Below are 15,243 nucleotides of genomic sequence, written 5' to 3' on the forward strand. Positions count from 1 at the left end.
ACACCTTAGCCGCCGCTTGTTACCGCTCGGTCAGCACGACGAATATCGTTGCGGGGTGACACCTCAGACAAAAGCACAATGGCGACAAATCACACTCGCAGCACGTGATGCAGTCTCCGAGCACACTCGAAACACGGAAACTGCGGCGTTGATCACGCACATACGTTCAGTGATTGTCGACGGCTCGGTCGTCTGTGCGTACGTCCCCACCCGCACCGAACCAGGATCCACCGATTTGCTCGACGCCGTTGCCGAGATCGCTCAGCGTGTACTACTTCCGATCACCGGGGAGCCGGGACCGTTGTCCTGGGTCGAGTACAGCGGCGCGAACGGTTTGCGCCCCGCGAAGTACGGCATTCGGGAGCCTGTCGGACCCGTCTTGCCACCGGAAGCCCTGTCCGACGTGGAATGCATGCTTGTCCCTGCTCTCGCGGTGGATCTTCGCGGAACACGCCTCGGCCGTGGCGCAGGCTTCTACGACCGGACGCTTGGGTCGGTCGGACCACAGACTCGGCTCGTGGCAATTGTCAGAGACTCCGAACTCGTCGAGGCCTTGCCTGCCGACGACCACGACATTCCCATGGGCTGGGCATTGACGCCAAGCGGCGGTCTCACGCAACTCAAAGGCGATTGATCTGCGGGAATAGATCCCTGATTAGCGCTGTTGGCACTGTCACTTGTAGAGTGCTAAAGGCTGCGGTGTAAATACGCGGCTGCTCGAACATCACAGTGCGGAGGAAGCCCGGTGCCCACCTACTCATACGCATGTACGGAATGTGACAACCGTTTCGACATCGTCCAGTCCTTCAGCGAAGATTCGCTGACGGTCTGCCCAGCTTGCTCAGGCAAGCTCCGCAAGCTGTTCAACTCTGTTGGCATCGTGTTCAAGGGCAGCGGCTTCTACCGCACCGACAGCCGCGGCGGCTCCGGGACTGCGAGCGAGCCGGCCAAGAGCGATTCGGCACCCGCTGCGAAGTCCGAGTCCAAGTCGGACTCCTCTTCGACATCGAGTTCGTCGACCAGTACGCCGGCGCCCGCAAAGGCTGCCGCAAGCTGATTTCCACAACCTCCGGGTTGTCCACAGGTTCACATTGTCAGGGCCGGAAGCACCGCTTCCGGCCCTAACGTGCATGAATGCCGTCAGTACGTTCTCGTTCGCCGAGGCGCTCCCATCCATTGCGCGCCCAGCTCGATCTCACGCCGAACACCTTCGATCGCGTCGTCGAACTGACACGCGGCACACGGTTTCGCTCAGCGACCGTCCGCAAGATCGCAGCGGTCGTCCTGGCTACACTCGGCGTTGTTCTCTTCTTTCGAGGCGATCCCGCGACTGACACCGTCGCCGTAGTTGTCTCGAGCCGCGATCTCACTCCGGGGCAGGTGATTGCGGATTCGGACGTCGAGGTCCGCGAGATCGACTCGAAACAACTTCCCGAAGGAGTTGTCTCCGACACCGACCTGGTAGTCGGGAGAACCGTTGCCGGCCCGATTCGCTCCGGAGAAACCGTCACCGACGTGCGCGTTCTCAGCCCACGGCTGGCCGGGTTGTCGGTAGGAACCGACGACGCCCGCATCGTCCCCGTCCGATTGGCCGATGCGGCCGTCGCGGACATGTTGCGCAGCGGGGACGTCGTCGACGTCCTGACCGTCGGCCCTGACACATCCCGCCCAGACACACCCCACCCCGACACACCCAACGAATCAATTGCCGACAAGGCCCCGCAGATTCTTGCAGCGGGAGCAGTAGTCGCGTTGGTCACCACGTCGGAAAGTACACGTAACCAGCAGGAACAGGTGATTTTGCTGGCCCTGCCGACACCAGCAGCCAACGTCGTAGCCGCGGCATCTCTGTCCAATGCGATCACCGTGACATTCCGCTGACCGCACAAAGCGTCCGAAGCTCCTCTAGGATTTTTCCAGTCGGTTCGGTATCAACGGACCATCTGGCACTTGCCATCGGAGACTCGAGGGGACACCGACATGCTCAAGGGATTCAAGGACTTCCTGCTTCGCGGAAACGTGCTCGACCTGGCCGTCGCAGTGGTCATCGGCGCGGCCTTCACCGCCATCGTGACTGCCTTCACCAGCAATATCATCAACCCACTTGTCGCTTCGATTGGCGGAGCCAACGAATACGGGTGGGGCATTCAGCTGACGGGTGACTCCGCTGAGACGTTCCTGAACTTCGGTGCGGTCGTCACCGCGATCATCAACTTCATCATCATCGCAGCGGTCGTCTACTTCGTGCTGATCGTCCCTGCGAATGCGGCGAAGAAGAAGTTCGTCTCCGAGCCCGAGGACAAGGAAGCCAGCGAAACCGATCTGCTCATCCAGATCCGCGACATCCTCTCGGCCAATGCCGGTGGCGCCGACACGGGAGCGCACGCCAAGACTCTCGAATAGGCAGTGCCCACAGATCAAATCAGGCCCTCGGACAATTGTCCGGGGGCCTGATTTACTTCTCAACCCCCGTGGTGCGGGGGCCGCTGACTGCGCAGCCAGTCGTCGTCCGAGGACCGCGAGGATCCCTCGGGACCCCGCTCGTCCGACGTCGTCTCGGGAAAGACGTCCCCGAAGATGCGCGCCAGGCGCTTCTTGTCGACTGACGGCTTCTTCGGGGTATCTCGTTGCTCCGACAAGCTGTCTCAGCCCTCGAGGCTGGAGAGCTCGGCGATCACGTGACTCGCCAAAGCCGTCAGGGTTGCCATGCCGTCGCGAATTGCCGGCCTGGTCGACGCCAGATTGGCGACCACGGTGCTTCCCGAAACTCCGACGAGGCCGCGGGACAAGCCTGCTTCGAGCGATCCGGCCGAAAGACCGGAAGCACGAAGTGCTTCGGCAATTCCCGGGATCTCGCGATCGAGAACCTCAGCGGTCACGTCAGGAGTGACGTCACGCGGGGATACCCCGGTACCGCCGACCGAGATGACGAGGTCGACGCCACCGATGACTGCGGTGTTGAGAGCGTTGCGGATCTCCACTTCGTCGGCGGCGACGGCGACCGTCGCATCGACGAGAAAACCCGCTTCGTTCAGCAGTTCCGTGACCAGTGGACCGATGGAGTCGGTGTTGTCGCCGTGGGCTGTGCGATCGTCGACGATGACGACCAGAGCGCGGCCGGCCGATGTGGCTTCGAGTTCCATGACTCCTACCGTAGTGTCCGATCCCGACGCCGTTGCGATCTGGCCGAAGATCGGGTCGATCGTCTGCTGATCGCCGAACATCATCGACCGCCCTGCGCTGCCGCGGTTCCCAACGTGACGTCGACGGTCTTGGTCTGCCCGCCGTCGCTGTACGTGATCGAGACCTTGTCGCCGGGAGCATGTGAACGCACTGCCGCGATCAGCGAATCACCATCTGCGACAACACGATCGTCGACCTTGGTGATGACTGCACCCTTCGGGATACCGGCCTTGGCTGCCGGCCCGTCAGCAGTGACATCCATGACGGTTGCGCCGTCGGCGTTGTCCTGCGACGGCACGGTCACGCCGATCATGGCCTGAGTCGCCTTGCCGGTCTTGATCAGTTCGTCGGCGACGCGGCGTGCCTGATCGATCGGGATGGCGAAACCAAGTCCGATCGAACCGCCTTGGGTACCCGACGACGCTCCGAGCGAGGCGATCGCCGTGTTGATGCCGATCAGCTGGCCGTCCATGTTGACGAGGGCGCCACCGGAGTTGCCGGGGTTGATCGCTGCGTCGGTCTGCAGAGCGTCGATGACGGTGTTCTGGTTGCCGGACTCGCCGCTCGTGGAGACCGGGCGATCGAGTGCGGAGATGATGCCTTCGGTGACCGTGCCGGCCAGGCCGAGTGGGGACCCGACGGCAACCACCTGCTGTCCGACCTGGACGTCGCCGGAGTTGCCGAGATCGATGGGCGTGAGGTCGTTGCGACCGTCGACCTTGATGACGGCGATGTCGGAGACGGGGTCGGCACCGACCAGAGTGGCCGAGGCCTTGGTTCCGTCGGAGAACGCAACGCGAAGTTGCGCTCCCTGTGCGCCGGCAACGTGGTTGTTGGTCAGGATCAGACCGTCGGAGGACAGGATGACACCGGAGCCCTCACCGCCCTGTCCCTGCGCGGTGGCTACCTCGATCTGCACGACGCTGGGCACGACCTTCGAGGCAACGGCCTGAACCGAGCCGGCGGGAGCGTTGGACGTGTTGGTCGCAGTGGGCTTCGGAGCGTTCAGAGAGTTGGTGACCGTCGCGGTTCCACCGTTGCGGTCCGCGACGACGGCGCCGACCACGCCACCGACACCACCACTGACCAGGACCAGGGCGAGAGCGCCGGCAACCAGCGCCATGCGTCCCGACTTCGGCTTGGTGGTGGTCGAACCGGAGTTCGGCCCCTGCAGCGGTGCGGGGATCTGGTTGTGGCCGCCGCCCGGGCCGTTCGGACCGCCGGGGCCACCAGGGTTGGGTGCGCCGTACGGGGCGCTCTGCTGGTACGCGGCCTCATGGGCACCGTGCGGGTGGCCGAAAGCCTGCGTGGGCTGCTGCTGTGCCTGCCCGAAGGCTTCGGTGGGCCGGCCTTCAGTGGGTCGGGCTTCGGCGGGTCGGGCAAAGGATTCGGTCGGCTGGTACGGCTGCTGAGGCGCCTGCCCCTGAGGCTGCTGCGGCGGCACGGGAGGCTGTGCCTGAGGTGCTGTCGGCTGCGCCTGGGTGGTGGGCTCGCTGTTGGGCTGCTCGGGCCGGGTCGGCCCGACGTTACGGTCCTCGGTCATCGGCTCGCTTTCGTCTACGGTGACCACCGGACGGGCAGTCACAACTGTTCTGCCGACAATGCTGCCTTGCGCTGCTGAGAAGGCGCTGAGACGTGCCTGTCACTTTACCCAGAGTTCGACGTGAAAAACCGGTGTTGTCGGTTCGGCCCGAAAGACTTTCGGGCCGAACGCATTAAGCCGTGACGTCAGTCACCGAAGCGCGGGACCAACGGTCTACAGAACACGCTACTCGGCACTCGGCCCCGGTTCACCGGGAAGCACGATACGAACAAGCGCTCCCCCACGATCGGATTCGTCGATCGCGATGGTGCCGCCGTGCTTGACGACGACCTGACGCACAATCGCAAGTCCCAGACCCGATCCCGGCATCGAACGTGCCGCGGTCGACCGGTAGAAACGATCGAACACCAACTCCCGATCCTCCTCCGGAATTCCAGGTCCCGCATCACTTACGGTCAATTCCAACAATCCTTGACCCACCGGACGCATTTCGACGCGTACCTGTTCGCCCTTCGGACTCCATTTCGCAGCGTTGTCGAGGACGTTCAGCACCGCACGCGACAGGCCCGCTTGATCTCCGTAGACGTACCACGGAGTGGTGACCGCTTCGAACTCGATTTCGTTGCGCCTGCGCCGCGCTCGTTCGAGCGCACGCTCGACGACGTCGCTGACGTCGACGCGCTCGTACACGGTTTCGGGCGCGTCTTCGCGGGCCAGATCGACAAGGTCACCGACCAGAGTCGACAGTTCCTCGATCTGCGCAACGACATCGGCACGAAGTTCGGCCATGTCCTCGTCGGGAATCTGCGGCGCACCGGGGCGACTGGACGCGATCAGCAACTCCATGTTGGTGCGCAACGAAGTCAGCGGCGTCCGCAACTCGTGTCCGGCGTCCGCGACGAGGCGCGACTGACGCTCACGGGACTCGGCGAGCGCCCGCAGCATCGTGTTGAAACTCTCTGTCAGGCGCGCCAATTCGTCGCTGCCGGTAACGGGGATCTGCGTCAGATCGTCGGTCCGAGCGACTCGTTCGGTGGCAGCAGTCAGCCTGGCAATGGGTCGTAAACCGGTGCGGCCCACGGTAGTACCCGCCACTGCCGCAAGTATGACGCCACACCCGCCGACCACGAAGAGCACCCAGGCCAGACGGTCCAGTACCGCAACGGTCGGCGCGAGCCGCTGACCGATCACCAAAGTGCTTCCGTCATGGGTTCGTTGAGCCAGCACTCGCTGACCGTCGACGGTTCGCAGCGAGGAATCCGATTCGCCACGCGCTACGGCGTCTTCGGCTTCACCGATCGGCACGTCGGAACCGGGCGGCTGGTACGTGCTCAGGTCCGAGAAGATCAGGGCCACACTGATGTCGGTGGTGTACAGCGTCGCACCGGAGATGTAGCGAGGATCGAATCGCACGACGTTGCTGTCGATCAGCACCGCCGCCCTGGTACGCAACTGGTGATCGACGTCCGCGTAGAGCGCACGCGAAACCACCGCGTAGGCAGCGATCGCCATGACTGCGACGGCAATGGCCACCACCGACGCGGCGAGCAGCGTCACACGCCAACGCAATGACACCGAACGGGTCAGTGGCATCGGCGGGCGCATTTCGACGGACGCTTGGGTGGTGGAGGATTTCTTCGGTTCGGCGTTCTTGCCGAACGGAGCGGTGATCACGGAGGCGTCTCCCGCAGGACGTAGCCGACTCCGCGGACGGTGTGGATCAACCTCGGTTCGCCGTCGGCTTCCGTCTTGCGACGCAGGTAGCCGACGTACACCTCGAGGGCATTGCCGGACGTCGGGAAGTCGTATCCCCACACTTCTTCGAGAATGCGTCCACGGGTCAGCACGCGGCGTGGGTTGGCCATGAGCATTTCGAGGAGGGAGAACTCGGTGCGCGTCAGGCTGATCGATCGTTCGCCGCGCTTGACCTCACGGGTGACCGGGTCGAGGGTGAGGTCCTCGAACGCCATCATTTCGGAATCGGCGTCCAGATCGGGCGCGGTGCGACGCAGAAGTGCACGCAACCTGGCAAGCAACTCTTCCAAAGCGAAGGGCTTGGGCAGGTAGTCGTCCGCTCCGGCATCGAGGCCGGCGACTCGCTCGCTGACCGAATCGCGGGCGGTGAGCACGAGGATGGGCAGGTCGTCGCCGGCACTACGAAGACGACGGCACACTTCGAGTCCGTCGAGTCGCGGCATCATGACGTCGAGCACGACGGCGTCTGGCCGGTTGGCGAGGATCTTCTCGAGTGCGTCGAGCCCGTCGACCGCGAGCTCGACCGTGTAGCCGTTGAAGCTGAGCGACCGCCGAAGCGACTCGCGAACCGCCCGGTCGTCGTCGACCACCAAAATACGCATACCGACAGTTTGGACTGAAGTGCTGAGATGCGGCTGAGAGGGTCCGATTCCGGCCTCCGGCGTGTCGCGGTCAGTCCCGGGTTCGCCTGGGCCCGGGCAGGCTCCAATGACGCCATAACGCAAGCAGTCTGAACACCGCGGCGAACGCCGTGCCGCACACCAGCGCGGCGTTGGTGGACAGTCCGGCTTGCGAGACTGTGACCACCAACGCAGCGCCGAGCAGTGCGGGAACCGCGTACAGGTCCTTGTGCAGGAGCAGTGGCACCTCGTTGACGAGAACGTCGCGGATCACGCCGCCGCCGATCGCCGCGGTCGCACCGATCAACGTCGCCGCCAGCGAACTGGCGTTGTTGTCCAGCGCGATGACGGCGCCGGTGCTCGCGAACAAGCCCATCCCCAGTGCGTCGAGCGCCAGGATTTCACGACGCAGTCGATTGAGCGGCTCGTGGAGGTAGAACACGGCGAGTGAGGTGGCGGCGGCCGTTCCGAAGTACGGCCAACTGCTCAGAGAGCTGGGCGGATGGACGCCGAGGAGAACATCGCGGACGATACCGCCGCCGATGCCGGTGAACACACCGACCGAGCACACCCCGAAGATGTCGAGTCGCTTGGTGACGCCCACCAGGGCACCCGAGGCCGCGAACGCCACGATGCCCACCAGTTCGAGGATCCTCAGCAGCACCGGCCAAGGATCGCACGGTCAGATGCGGCTCGGGTCGATCACCCCGAGCCGAACTGCTTTGACCAGTCGCCGAGGCACCCGGTGGGTCTGGCCGAAGGCCGTGACCTCGACCAGATCGGGCGCCGTCGCCTTCCACTGGGCACGACGGCTGCGCGTGTTGGAACGGGACATCTTCCGCTTGGGAACAGCCATCAGAGTGCCTTGCGCTTTCCGTAGCGACGCTCGAACTTCTCGACGCGTCCTGCAGTGTCCATCACGCGTTGCGCTCCGGTCCAGAACGGGTGCGAGTCGCTCGTGACATCGACGACCAGCAGCGGGTACGTGCCGCCGTCTTCCCATTCGACGGTGCGGTCACTCGTCACGGTCGATCGGGTCAGGAAGCTCTTGCCGGTGCTGGCGTCCTGGAACACCACCGGGTGGTAGTCGGGGTGCATCTGCTTCTTCATTCGTTTCCCTCTCGCGTTGATTCGGTTTCGGCATAAGGTGATTCGGATTCGTCACACGGGTCTTCGTGAAACTCGCCGAACGGGTCTTCCCACGTTGCCCACGACGCTTCGTCCGCCAATTCGTCGTCGGTGACCAAGGCGTGCTGCAGTGTTCGGTCGATCTCGAGCGGGTTCGCACCGCAGGTCAGAACGACCATCGAGGTGTCGCGATCACCGAAACGCTCGTCCCATTTCAGAGCCGCGAGGGCACGGCGCTCGGCCGGAACGCGCTCTCGTTGCTCCGGCGTCATCGCGGCCAGCCAGGTGTCTGCGCTCGCAACCCGCAAGCCACCGCCGGCCGATTCGAGCCAGAGCGCTTCACCCGGTTGCGTCGCCACCCAGACGCGCCCCCGGGAGTACACGACGCCTTCGAGCAGGACGTCGATCGCCTCGTGCAGACGCCCGGGGTGAAACGGCCGGTTCGCGGTGAACTCGACCAGCATCACTCCGCCGTCGTCGTCGAGCGGCGGCTGGCGACGCAGCAACGGTGAGTGAGCGTCGGCCAGTTCACCGCGTCGCGCATCCGCAGGCACCTCGAGGAGCAGTGCCTCGATGTCGTCTCCCTCATCGAAGACGGGTACCCGTGGAGCGATGCGCGCGAGAACCGCGTTCAAGCGGGACCGCTGCCAGCCGTCGAGCGCATCGGACCCGCGTAGGACGAGCGCGTCGGCGAAGTCGACCTGCCCGACGACGACCTGAGCCAGGGTGCGGTCGTCGTCGAGAGCTTCGTCGCCGGTGGCGTCTGCCAGCCAGGTCGCCGCGTCGATGCACGTCACGACGGCGTCGACGCGGACGTCCCGCTGCGCCGGTCCGTCCAGTTGGCCGACGACGCCGGTCACGACGACGTGCTCGATCGCCCAGCACAGCGCCTCGGGCTCGAGTTGGCGGTCCAACAGCAACACGATCCGCTGCACAGAACTGTGCGAGTGAAGCCGGCGCAGGAGCGGCAGCAAGTCTTCGCGCAGGGTGCAGGAGACGCAGCCGTGCGCGAGCTCGAGGATCGTCTCGCGCTCGGACACAGTGCCGGCAGACCCGGCACTCCCGGTCATCGAGGTGACCGTCCGCCGGACCACCCCTTCACGGACGTGGCTCAGGTCGTGGTGGACCAGAACAGTTCCGGTTCGCAGCAACGCTCGTGCGGTGTGTGGGGTGGATTCGCTCATGCCGGCGACCAGGACCAGCGGAGTCCTGCCGTCCAAGATCGTGTTCACAGCGGGCCTTTCTGGGAATGATTGTCATTACCGAGGTTGAACGGTACATTGATCTCACCGCATTGTCGAAAATGATTGTCATCTGCAAGTTGAAAGGAACACCCATGTCGGCTCACTGCCAAGTGACCGGACGTGTGCCGGGGTTCGGAAAATCCGTCTCGCACTCTCACAAGCGTTCGAACCGTCGCTGGAACCCGAACATCCAGCGCAAGACCTACCTCCTGCCCAGCGAGGGGCGTCGCATCACACTCACGCTCTCGACCAAGGGCATCAAGACGATCGACCGCGACGGCATCGAATCCGTCGTCGCCCGGATCCGCGCGCGCGGCGAGAAGGTCTGAGCAGATGGCACGCAACGAGATCCGCCCGATCGTGAAACTCAAGTCCACCGCGGGCACCGGGTACACGTACGTGACCCGCAAGAACCGTCGTAACGACCCCGATCGACTCGTACTGAAGAAGTACGACCCGGTGCTGCGAAAGCACGTCGATTTCCGAGAAGAGAAGTAGGCATGGCCAAGAAGTCGAAGATCGCGAAGAACAACCAGCGACGGGTCGTCGTCGAGCGGTACGCGGAGCAGCGGTCCGCTCTCAAGGAGACGATCCGCTCCCCGAAAAGCTCGGCAGAGGAGCGCGCGAAGGCCCAAGCGACCCTGCAACGTCTACCACGCGACGCCAGTCCGGTACGATTGCGCAATCGAGACGCTGCGGATGGACGTCCGCGCGGCCACCTGCGGAAGTTCGGGCTCTCCCGGATTCGCGTGCGAGAAATGGCGCACCGTGGGGAACTGCCTGGCGTACACAAGTCGAGCTGGTAAGGAAGTCGGATGGCAGTCAAGCGTTCACCGTCGAAGAAGCCACGCCCCGTAGAGGGTCGTAAGCCCAAGAAGAACCCGTTGTTCGCAGCGAAGATCACGCATGTCGATTACAAGGACATCAACTTGCTTCGCACGTTCATCTCGGACCGCGGCAAGATCCGCAGCCGTCGCGTCACGGGCCTGACCCCGCAGCAGCAGCGTCAGGTCGCCGTTGCAGTGAAGAACGCACGCGAAATGGCGTTGCTCCCCTTCACCGCCGCACGGTAGTCATACGTGCTCGGTAGTCACACGTAGAAGTACCGAAGAGGTCGCGCAGTCACTCGACTGCGCGGCCTTTTTGTTGCCCGGACTAAGATTTCCCGAAGTTATTCATTCCAGTCGAGAGGTGCCCGCAGCGTGTCGGGAGTTGTTGCGGGTTTCACCGTAATTTTTGTTGTCATCGCGGTCGGGTATCTCCTCGGCCGTCTCGGCACCCTCGGTAGCCAAGGACAGTTCGTTCTCGGTCGACTCGTCTTCTTCGTCGCGACGCCTGCCCTGCTGTTCACCACCCTCGCGTCGTCCGATCTTTCGGTGATCTTCTCGCCGACGCTCGCCGTTGCGTCGGCTACTGCCTTTGCCGTCGGCGCTCTGTACGTCGTCGTCGCAAAGATCTGGCTCAACCGGCCGCTACCCGAACTGACCATCGGCGCGCTGTCGGCTTCGTACGTGAATTCGGCCAACCTCGGAATCCCGATCGCGGTGTTCGTGCTCGGCGATGCCACGTTCGTCGCGCCGCTCCTGCTCTTTCAGATCGTCGTGTACTCCCCGATCGCCTTGACGATCCTCGATCTGACGGCCCTTCGCGGCGCGGATGCCGAGAAGCTCTCGTTGATCGACACCATCACCGCCCCGTTCAAGAATCCGATCGTGCTCGCGGGCGCTGCGGGGTTGATCGTCGCGTTGATCGGTTGGGTACCGCCCCGGCCGCTGATGCAGCCTTTCGAATTGATCGGCGCGACGTCCGTACCCGGTGCGCTGTTGGCATTCGGGCTCTCGCTCTACGGCGTGCGGGTGCTGGAGAAGGGCTCGAGTCCACGCCGCGACGTCGCGCTGGCGTCGACGCTCAAGATCGTGGTCCAACCTGTGCTGGCCTATCTGATGGCGCATTTCCTCCTCGGCATCGACGGTCATCAGTTGTTCGCCATCGTGGTCGTCTCGACGTTGCCGACGGCGCAGAACGTCTTCATCTACGCAAGCCGCTATCGGCGCGGAATGGTCCTCGCCCGAGACAGTGCCTTTGTCACCACTTTGGCGTCAATTCCCGCAATTGCGCTGGTCACAGCGCTACTCGCTTGAGCAGGGTTACGGTGTTTTCATGCGTGTACTAACCCTCGCCGTTCTGGCCTGCCTTGCTGTGGCCGGATGCTCCGTCGGGGCCCAGACCACGGGGCCGGTTGCCGCACCGAATCCGATGGCGGCCAACGAAGCAAGTCCCGCCGACTGGTCGCTCGGAACCCCCGTTCCCGACGAGGTCGACGACAGCGAGATGGGCACGGAGTTCGACAGCCGCACCGACATCGTGGGTGCGACGGCCACGATGTTCGAATCGTGGTCCGAGGTCGACGATCACACGGTGGCCGTCCACTTCGTGACCGGCACTCCGGAGTGCTACGGCGCGTACGCAACCGTCGAAGAGACCGATACGACGGTGATCGTCACGCTCCGAACCGGGGCACTGCCCGAGGCCGCGGACAAGATGTGCATTCTGGTTGCCGTGTTCGGCAGCTTGGATGTCCCGCTGAGCCGACCGCTCGGCGATCGTCACGTCATCAACGGCTAGCCGCGCCTAAACGGCACAAGTTCGACGATCGAACACGCCGTTTCGTCAGGTGTGGTGTGCGTCTCCTCGGGACAGACTGAAAACCGACACCCGTTCACTCGCTCGTCGGCAGCTTTCGACTCGAGCGGTGCTCAACATGAAGGAGCTCGCAAGTGCCTAATCTCCAGAGAGACGTTGCAATCGTCGGCGCCGGCCCCTCTGGCCTGGCAGCTGCAACCGCGCTGCGCAAGGCCGGTTTGACCGTCGCTGTGATCGAAGCGCGCGACCGCGTCGGCGGCCGCACGTGGACCGACACCATCGACGGAGCAGTTCTGGAAATCGGCGGCCAGTGGGTCTCCCCCGACCAGACCGCGCTGATCTCCTTGCTCGACGAACTCGGCCTGAAAACTTTCGAGCGCTACCGCGAGGGCGAGTCCGTCTACATCTCGTCGGCAGGTGAGCGGACGCAGTACACGGGCGATTCCTTCCCCACGAACGACACCACGAAGAAGGAGATGGACCGTCTCATCGACGAGATGGACGATCTCGCAGCGCAGATCGGCGCCGAGGAACCGTGGGCACATCCCCTCGCCCGCGATCTCGACACAGTCTCCTTCAAGCAGTGGCTGATCAATCAGTCCGACGACGCCGAGGCACGTGACAACATCGGTCTCTTCATCGCCGGTGGCATGCTCACCAAGCCCGCCCACTCGTTCTCTGCCCTGCAGGCCGTACTCATGGCCGCTTCCGCAGGCTCGTTCTCCCATCTCGTCGACGAGGACTTCATCCTCGACAAGCGAGTGATCGGCGGAATGCAGCAGGTATCGATCCGCATGGCAGAGGCCCTCGGCGACGACGTCTTCCTCAACGCACCCGTGCGTACGGTGCAGTGGAACGAATCCGGTGCAACGGTGTTGGCGGACGGCGATGTTCGCGTCGAGGCAAGCCGAGTGATCCTGGCCGTACCGCCCAACCTCTACTCCCGGATCTCGTACGATCCCCCGCTGCCGCGTCGTCAGCACCAGATGCACCAGCACCAGTCCCTCGGCCTCGTCATCAAGGTTCACGCGGTGTACGAGACGCCTTTCTGGCGCGAAGACGGCCTCTCCGGCACCGGCTTCGGCGCGTCCGAGGTAGTGCAGGAGGTGTACGACAACACCAACCACGAGGACGATCGCGGCACCCTGGTCGCTTTCGTCTCCGACGAGAAGGCCGACGCGATGTTCGAGCTTTCCGTCGAGGAGCGTAAGGCCACGATTCTGGCCTCACTTGCCCGCTATCTCGGCCCGAAGGCCGAAGAGCCGGTTGTGTACTACGAATCCGACTGGGGCTCGGAGGAATGGACCCGCGGTGCGTACGCAGCGAGCTTCGACCTCGGAGGCCTGCACCGCTACGGCGCGGATTCCCGCACGCCCGTCGGCCCGATTCACTTCTCGTGCTCCGACATTGCGGCCGAGGGGTACCAGCACGTCGACGGTGCCGTTCGGATGGGTCAGCGAACCGCAGCCGACATCATCGCTCGCAGCAAGGCCTGACGGCCGCTTTGCCAAGTCTCGATCATTGCCCGGCAGTCACGATTGCCGGGCAATGATCGAGAGCAGTAGTTCGGCCCGAACCCTGGCCACTTCCAGCCGACAGTCGATCAGGCTCTCCACCTTCGCCATTCGGCTCCGCAGTGTGTGCCGGTGAACGCCCATCGTGATGGCGGCCGCTTCCCAGTGTCCGTTGGCCTCGAGAAATGCCCGCAGCGACGCCAGCAGTTCGGTGCCGTTGTCACGGTCGTAGTCCTCGATCGGTGTGATCATCGTTTCCGCCAGCGTGTTGAGCACTTCACGCGTCGAATCGAAAGACAGCAGCACACTTCCGGTCAGAGCTGCGAATTCCAAAGGCTCGCCACCGATTTCGGCCGCCGACGCACACAGCTGGGACTGTTCGACGGCGACCGCCAGCGCAGCGACCACCCGTCGCGCGCTCAAGCCGACACGAAGCGCGCGAAGATCCGACCTCGATACCCCGCCGAGCAACTCTCGGGCGAACTCGACGTCGTCGGTTCCACGCAGCAGCACCGTGACGCGAGTGTCGTTGATCCGCGAGAACAACTGCCGCCCCGCCTTGTTCATGAACTCGGCAATCTCGGCTCCGACGCGTCCCGCTACGTCGGACGTGTCGGCAAGAACTGTCAATCCTCGGATCATTCCCTCACCGTCGGCGGCCTGCCTGATCTGTTGCCACGCCGGCGCCGGGTCGCGATCCTCGGTGAGCAGCAGCCCGAGGGCGTGCGAATTCAACTGATCCTGAGTAGCACGCAGACGCGCGGGTTTCTCGAAGTCCAACGCCAACAACGAGTTCGCGTGACCGAGCAGTATCTGATCGACGTAGCTGAGCGCCGAAGCACTGATCACCGCCAGGTATCCGTACGGCGTTCGCCCGACGCTGATCTGCTGCACCGCGATCGACGCTCCAGACCTTGCGAGCGTCACGCTACTAGAGGCACCGCCCCCGAGAGTTGCTCGCAGTTCGTCGATCACGTCGTCCGTCGGCAGTTGAGGTGAGCTCTCGAGAACTCTTCCGGCGACGTCGAGAAGAAGCACCGTCGCCGAAGTCGCGATCGCCAGTTCACGCACGGTCGCAGCCGTTCCGCCGGAAATGACGGCACGCGTCATCCGCGGTTGCGCCCGCGACGCCCGGAGGACAGCTTCATATTCCTGCTCTGCCAACCGGCTCATCACACGCTTGACGACGGCAGCAAAAGGCGTCGGCAGCGGCACCTCGATCAGCGGGAGTCCGATCTCGTCGGCGACGGCCACCAGATCGGCCGGGACCTCGGGGTACGAGAGCCCGGTTCCGAATCCCACCGCCGCCACTCCCGCCGCGTCGAGCATCCGGAGATAGCGGCCGCGCTTTTGCTGAGTGGACGGCAATCGGATGCCGGTGGTGAGGATGAATTCGCCGCCGGTCAACCATCGAAACGGGTCGAGCAACTCCGTGGCGTGCGCGAATGTGATTTCGCGACCGACACCCTGGGCGCCACCTTTGAGTTCCAGCGCGAGATCCGGCTGCGCCAACATCCACCGCACAGCGATCGTCATGGGCAGGACTGTACAACTCGGTGCGTCGGGGATCAAAGATTTCACCTTTTTGGCAGCTGCCTTTACTTGTGAGTCAG

General features: G+C 63.9%; 21 protein-coding genes. 11 read left to right on the forward strand and 10 right to left on the reverse strand.

The genetic code is table 11. The features are described 5' to 3' along the window. The first annotated feature begins 55 nt into the window (after nucleotides 1–55). From ATN38_RS04350 to mscL, 4 genes are all read left to right on the forward strand, one after another. Nucleotides 56–634, forward strand: a complete 579-nt coding sequence (locus ATN38_RS04350; RefSeq protein ID WP_165639127.1) for a 5-formyltetrahydrofolate cyclo-ligase — start codon at nucleotides 56–58, stop codon at nucleotides 632–634. A gap of 111 nt (nucleotides 635–745) precedes the next feature. Beyond that, entirely contained in the window at nucleotides 746–1,057 is a 312-nt protein-coding gene (locus ATN38_RS04355) for an FmdB family zinc ribbon protein (RefSeq protein ID WP_003946378.1), read from the forward strand. 77 nt (nucleotides 1,058–1,134) lie between these two features. Further along, nucleotides 1,135–1,881 (forward strand): SAF domain-containing protein, encoded by a 747-nt coding sequence (locus tag ATN38_RS04360; protein ID WP_073512730.1) that lies wholly within the window; start codon nucleotides 1,135–1,137, stop codon nucleotides 1,879–1,881. A gap of 99 nt (nucleotides 1,882–1,980) precedes the next feature. After that, a complete protein-coding gene (mscL, locus tag ATN38_RS04365; RefSeq protein WP_030536328.1) occupies nucleotides 1,981–2,403 on the forward strand; it encodes a large conductance mechanosensitive channel protein MscL in 423 nt (140 codons plus the stop codon). Between the two features lie 59 nt (nucleotides 2,404–2,462). Here mscL and ATN38_RS04370 read toward each other — a convergent pair whose 3' ends face one another. The 9 genes from ATN38_RS04370 to mrf form a co-directional block, all read right to left on the reverse strand. Next, nucleotides 2,463–2,639: a hypothetical protein gene (locus ATN38_RS04370; RefSeq protein WP_165639126.1), complete on the reverse strand. Its 177-nt coding sequence runs from the start codon at nucleotides 2,637–2,639 to the stop codon at nucleotides 2,463–2,465. Between the two features lie 6 nt (nucleotides 2,640–2,645). Continuing rightward, a complete protein-coding gene (locus ATN38_RS04375; RefSeq protein ID WP_176720912.1) occupies nucleotides 2,646–3,143 on the reverse strand; it encodes a molybdenum cofactor biosynthesis protein B in 498 nt (165 codons plus the stop codon). Nucleotides 3,144–3,223: 80 nt separating this feature from the next. Then, nucleotides 3,224–4,726 carry a S1C family serine protease gene (locus ATN38_RS04380; protein ID WP_232509058.1) on the reverse strand — a complete coding sequence of 501 codons (1,503 nt, stop codon included), beginning with the start codon at nucleotides 4,724–4,726 and terminating at the stop codon, nucleotides 3,224–3,226. A 225-nt stretch (nucleotides 4,727–4,951) separates the two neighbouring features. Next, nucleotides 4,952–6,331, reverse strand: a complete 1,380-nt coding sequence (locus ATN38_RS04385) for a HAMP domain-containing sensor histidine kinase (protein ID WP_020908630.1) — start codon at nucleotides 6,329–6,331, stop codon at nucleotides 4,952–4,954. A gap of 65 nt (nucleotides 6,332–6,396) precedes the next feature. After that, complete coding sequence (locus tag ATN38_RS04390; RefSeq protein ID WP_003946387.1) at nucleotides 6,397–7,083, reverse strand: response regulator transcription factor; 687 nt, start codon at nucleotides 7,081–7,083, stop codon at nucleotides 6,397–6,399. A 70-nt stretch (nucleotides 7,084–7,153) separates the two neighbouring features. After that, on the reverse strand, nucleotides 7,154–7,765 hold the full coding sequence (locus ATN38_RS04395) for a trimeric intracellular cation channel family protein (RefSeq protein WP_003946409.1): 612 nt from the start codon (nucleotides 7,763–7,765) through the stop codon (nucleotides 7,154–7,156). Between the two features lie 18 nt (nucleotides 7,766–7,783). Beyond that, a complete protein-coding gene (gene rpmF / locus ATN38_RS04400; RefSeq protein ID WP_007727540.1) occupies nucleotides 7,784–7,957 on the reverse strand; it encodes a 50S ribosomal protein L32 in 174 nt (57 codons plus the stop codon). Next, nucleotides 7,957–8,211 (reverse strand): type B 50S ribosomal protein L31, encoded by a 255-nt coding sequence (locus tag ATN38_RS04405; protein WP_019744731.1) that lies wholly within the window; start codon nucleotides 8,209–8,211, stop codon nucleotides 7,957–7,959. Before ATN38_RS04405 ends, rpmF begins: the two co-directional genes overlap by 1 nt. Further along, the gene (mrf, locus tag ATN38_RS04410) at nucleotides 8,208–9,461 is read right to left on the reverse strand and encodes a ribosome hibernation factor-recruiting GTPase MRF (RefSeq protein ID WP_083057010.1); all 1,254 of its coding nucleotides are present in this window, start codon (nucleotides 9,459–9,461) and stop codon (nucleotides 8,208–8,210) included. Before mrf ends, ATN38_RS04405 begins: the two co-directional genes overlap by 4 nt. 104 nt (nucleotides 9,462–9,565) lie before the next feature. Here mrf and rpmB point away from each other — a divergent pair, with 104 nt between their 5' ends. From rpmB to ATN38_RS04445, 7 genes are all read left to right on the forward strand, one after another. Beyond that, nucleotides 9,566–9,802, forward strand: a complete 237-nt coding sequence (gene rpmB / locus ATN38_RS04415) for a 50S ribosomal protein L28 (protein ID WP_003946346.1) — start codon at nucleotides 9,566–9,568, stop codon at nucleotides 9,800–9,802. A gap of 4 nt (nucleotides 9,803–9,806) precedes the next feature. After that, complete coding sequence (gene rpmG / locus ATN38_RS04420; protein WP_003946358.1) at nucleotides 9,807–9,971, forward strand: 50S ribosomal protein L33; 165 nt, start codon at nucleotides 9,807–9,809, stop codon at nucleotides 9,969–9,971. 2 nt (nucleotides 9,972–9,973) lie between these two features. After that, nucleotides 9,974–10,279, forward strand: coding sequence for a 30S ribosomal protein S14 (gene rpsN / locus ATN38_RS04425; RefSeq protein WP_003946379.1), 306 nt, complete (start codon nucleotides 9,974–9,976; stop codon nucleotides 10,277–10,279). Nucleotides 10,280–10,288: 9 nt separating this feature from the next. Next, nucleotides 10,289–10,546 carry a 30S ribosomal protein S18 gene (rpsR, locus tag ATN38_RS04430; RefSeq protein WP_003946414.1) on the forward strand — a complete coding sequence of 86 codons (258 nt, stop codon included), beginning with the start codon at nucleotides 10,289–10,291 and terminating at the stop codon, nucleotides 10,544–10,546. Nucleotides 10,547–10,675: 129 nt separating this feature from the next. Beyond that, entirely contained in the window at nucleotides 10,676–11,614 is a 939-nt protein-coding gene (locus tag ATN38_RS04435) for an AEC family transporter (protein ID WP_218747624.1), read from the forward strand. Nucleotides 11,615–11,633: 19 nt separating this feature from the next. Beyond that, entirely contained in the window at nucleotides 11,634–12,098 is a 465-nt protein-coding gene (locus ATN38_RS04440) for a hypothetical protein (RefSeq protein WP_007727550.1), read from the forward strand. Between the two features lie 152 nt (nucleotides 12,099–12,250). Then, a complete protein-coding gene (locus ATN38_RS04445; RefSeq protein ID WP_218747625.1) occupies nucleotides 12,251–13,612 on the forward strand; it encodes an NAD(P)/FAD-dependent oxidoreductase in 1,362 nt (453 codons plus the stop codon). Nucleotides 13,613–13,648: 36 nt separating this feature from the next. On the opposite strand, the gene ATN38_RS04450 is transcribed toward ATN38_RS04445, so the two are convergent. Beyond that, entirely contained in the window at nucleotides 13,649–15,166 is a 1,518-nt protein-coding gene (locus tag ATN38_RS04450) for a PucR family transcriptional regulator (protein ID WP_003946355.1), read from the reverse strand. Nucleotides 15,167–15,243: the final 77 nt, after the last annotated feature.

This window comes from Rhodococcus sp. FH8, assembly GCF_019266085.1.
GTDB classification, from domain to species: domain Bacteria; phylum Actinomycetota; class Actinomycetes; order Mycobacteriales; family Mycobacteriaceae; genus Rhodococcus_F; species Rhodococcus_F qingshengii.

Coding starts and splice junctions, on each gene's coding strand:
- rpsR (WP_003946414.1), top strand. CDS start 10,289: ATGGCAGTCAAGCGTTCACCGTCGAAGAAGCCACGCCCCGTAGAGGGT.
- ATN38_RS04385 (WP_020908630.1), bottom strand. CDS start 6,331: ATGCGCCCGCCGATGCCACTGACCCGTTCGGTGTCATTGCGTTGGCGT.
- ATN38_RS04360 (WP_073512730.1), top strand. CDS start 1,135: ATGCCGTCAGTACGTTCTCGTTCGCCGAGGCGCTCCCATCCATTGCGC.
- ATN38_RS04450 (WP_003946355.1), bottom strand. CDS start 15,166: ATGACGATCGCTGTGCGGTGGATGTTGGCGCAGCCGGATCTCGCGCTG.
- rpmF (WP_007727540.1), bottom strand. CDS start 7,957: ATGGCTGTTCCCAAGCGGAAGATGTCCCGTTCCAACACGCGCAGCCGT.
- ATN38_RS04380 (WP_232509058.1), bottom strand. CDS start 4,726: ATGACCGAGGACCGTAACGTCGGGCCGACCCGGCCCGAGCAGCCCAAC.
- ATN38_RS04390 (WP_003946387.1), bottom strand. CDS start 7,083: ATGCGTATTTTGGTGGTCGACGACGACCGGGCGGTTCGCGAGTCGCTT.
- ATN38_RS04375 (WP_176720912.1), bottom strand. CDS start 3,143: ATGGAACTCGAAGCCACATCGGCCGGCCGCGCTCTGGTCGTCATCGTC.
- ATN38_RS04440 (WP_007727550.1), top strand. CDS start 11,634: ATGCGTGTACTAACCCTCGCCGTTCTGGCCTGCCTTGCTGTGGCCGGA.
- ATN38_RS04405 (WP_019744731.1), bottom strand. CDS start 8,211: ATGAAGAAGCAGATGCACCCCGACTACCACCCGGTGGTGTTCCAGGAC.
- mscL (WP_030536328.1), top strand. CDS start 1,981: ATGCTCAAGGGATTCAAGGACTTCCTGCTTCGCGGAAACGTGCTCGAC.
- rpmG (WP_003946358.1), top strand. CDS start 9,807: ATGGCACGCAACGAGATCCGCCCGATCGTGAAACTCAAGTCCACCGCG.
- rpsN (WP_003946379.1), top strand. CDS start 9,974: ATGGCCAAGAAGTCGAAGATCGCGAAGAACAACCAGCGACGGGTCGTC.
- rpmB (WP_003946346.1), top strand. CDS start 9,566: ATGTCGGCTCACTGCCAAGTGACCGGACGTGTGCCGGGGTTCGGAAAA.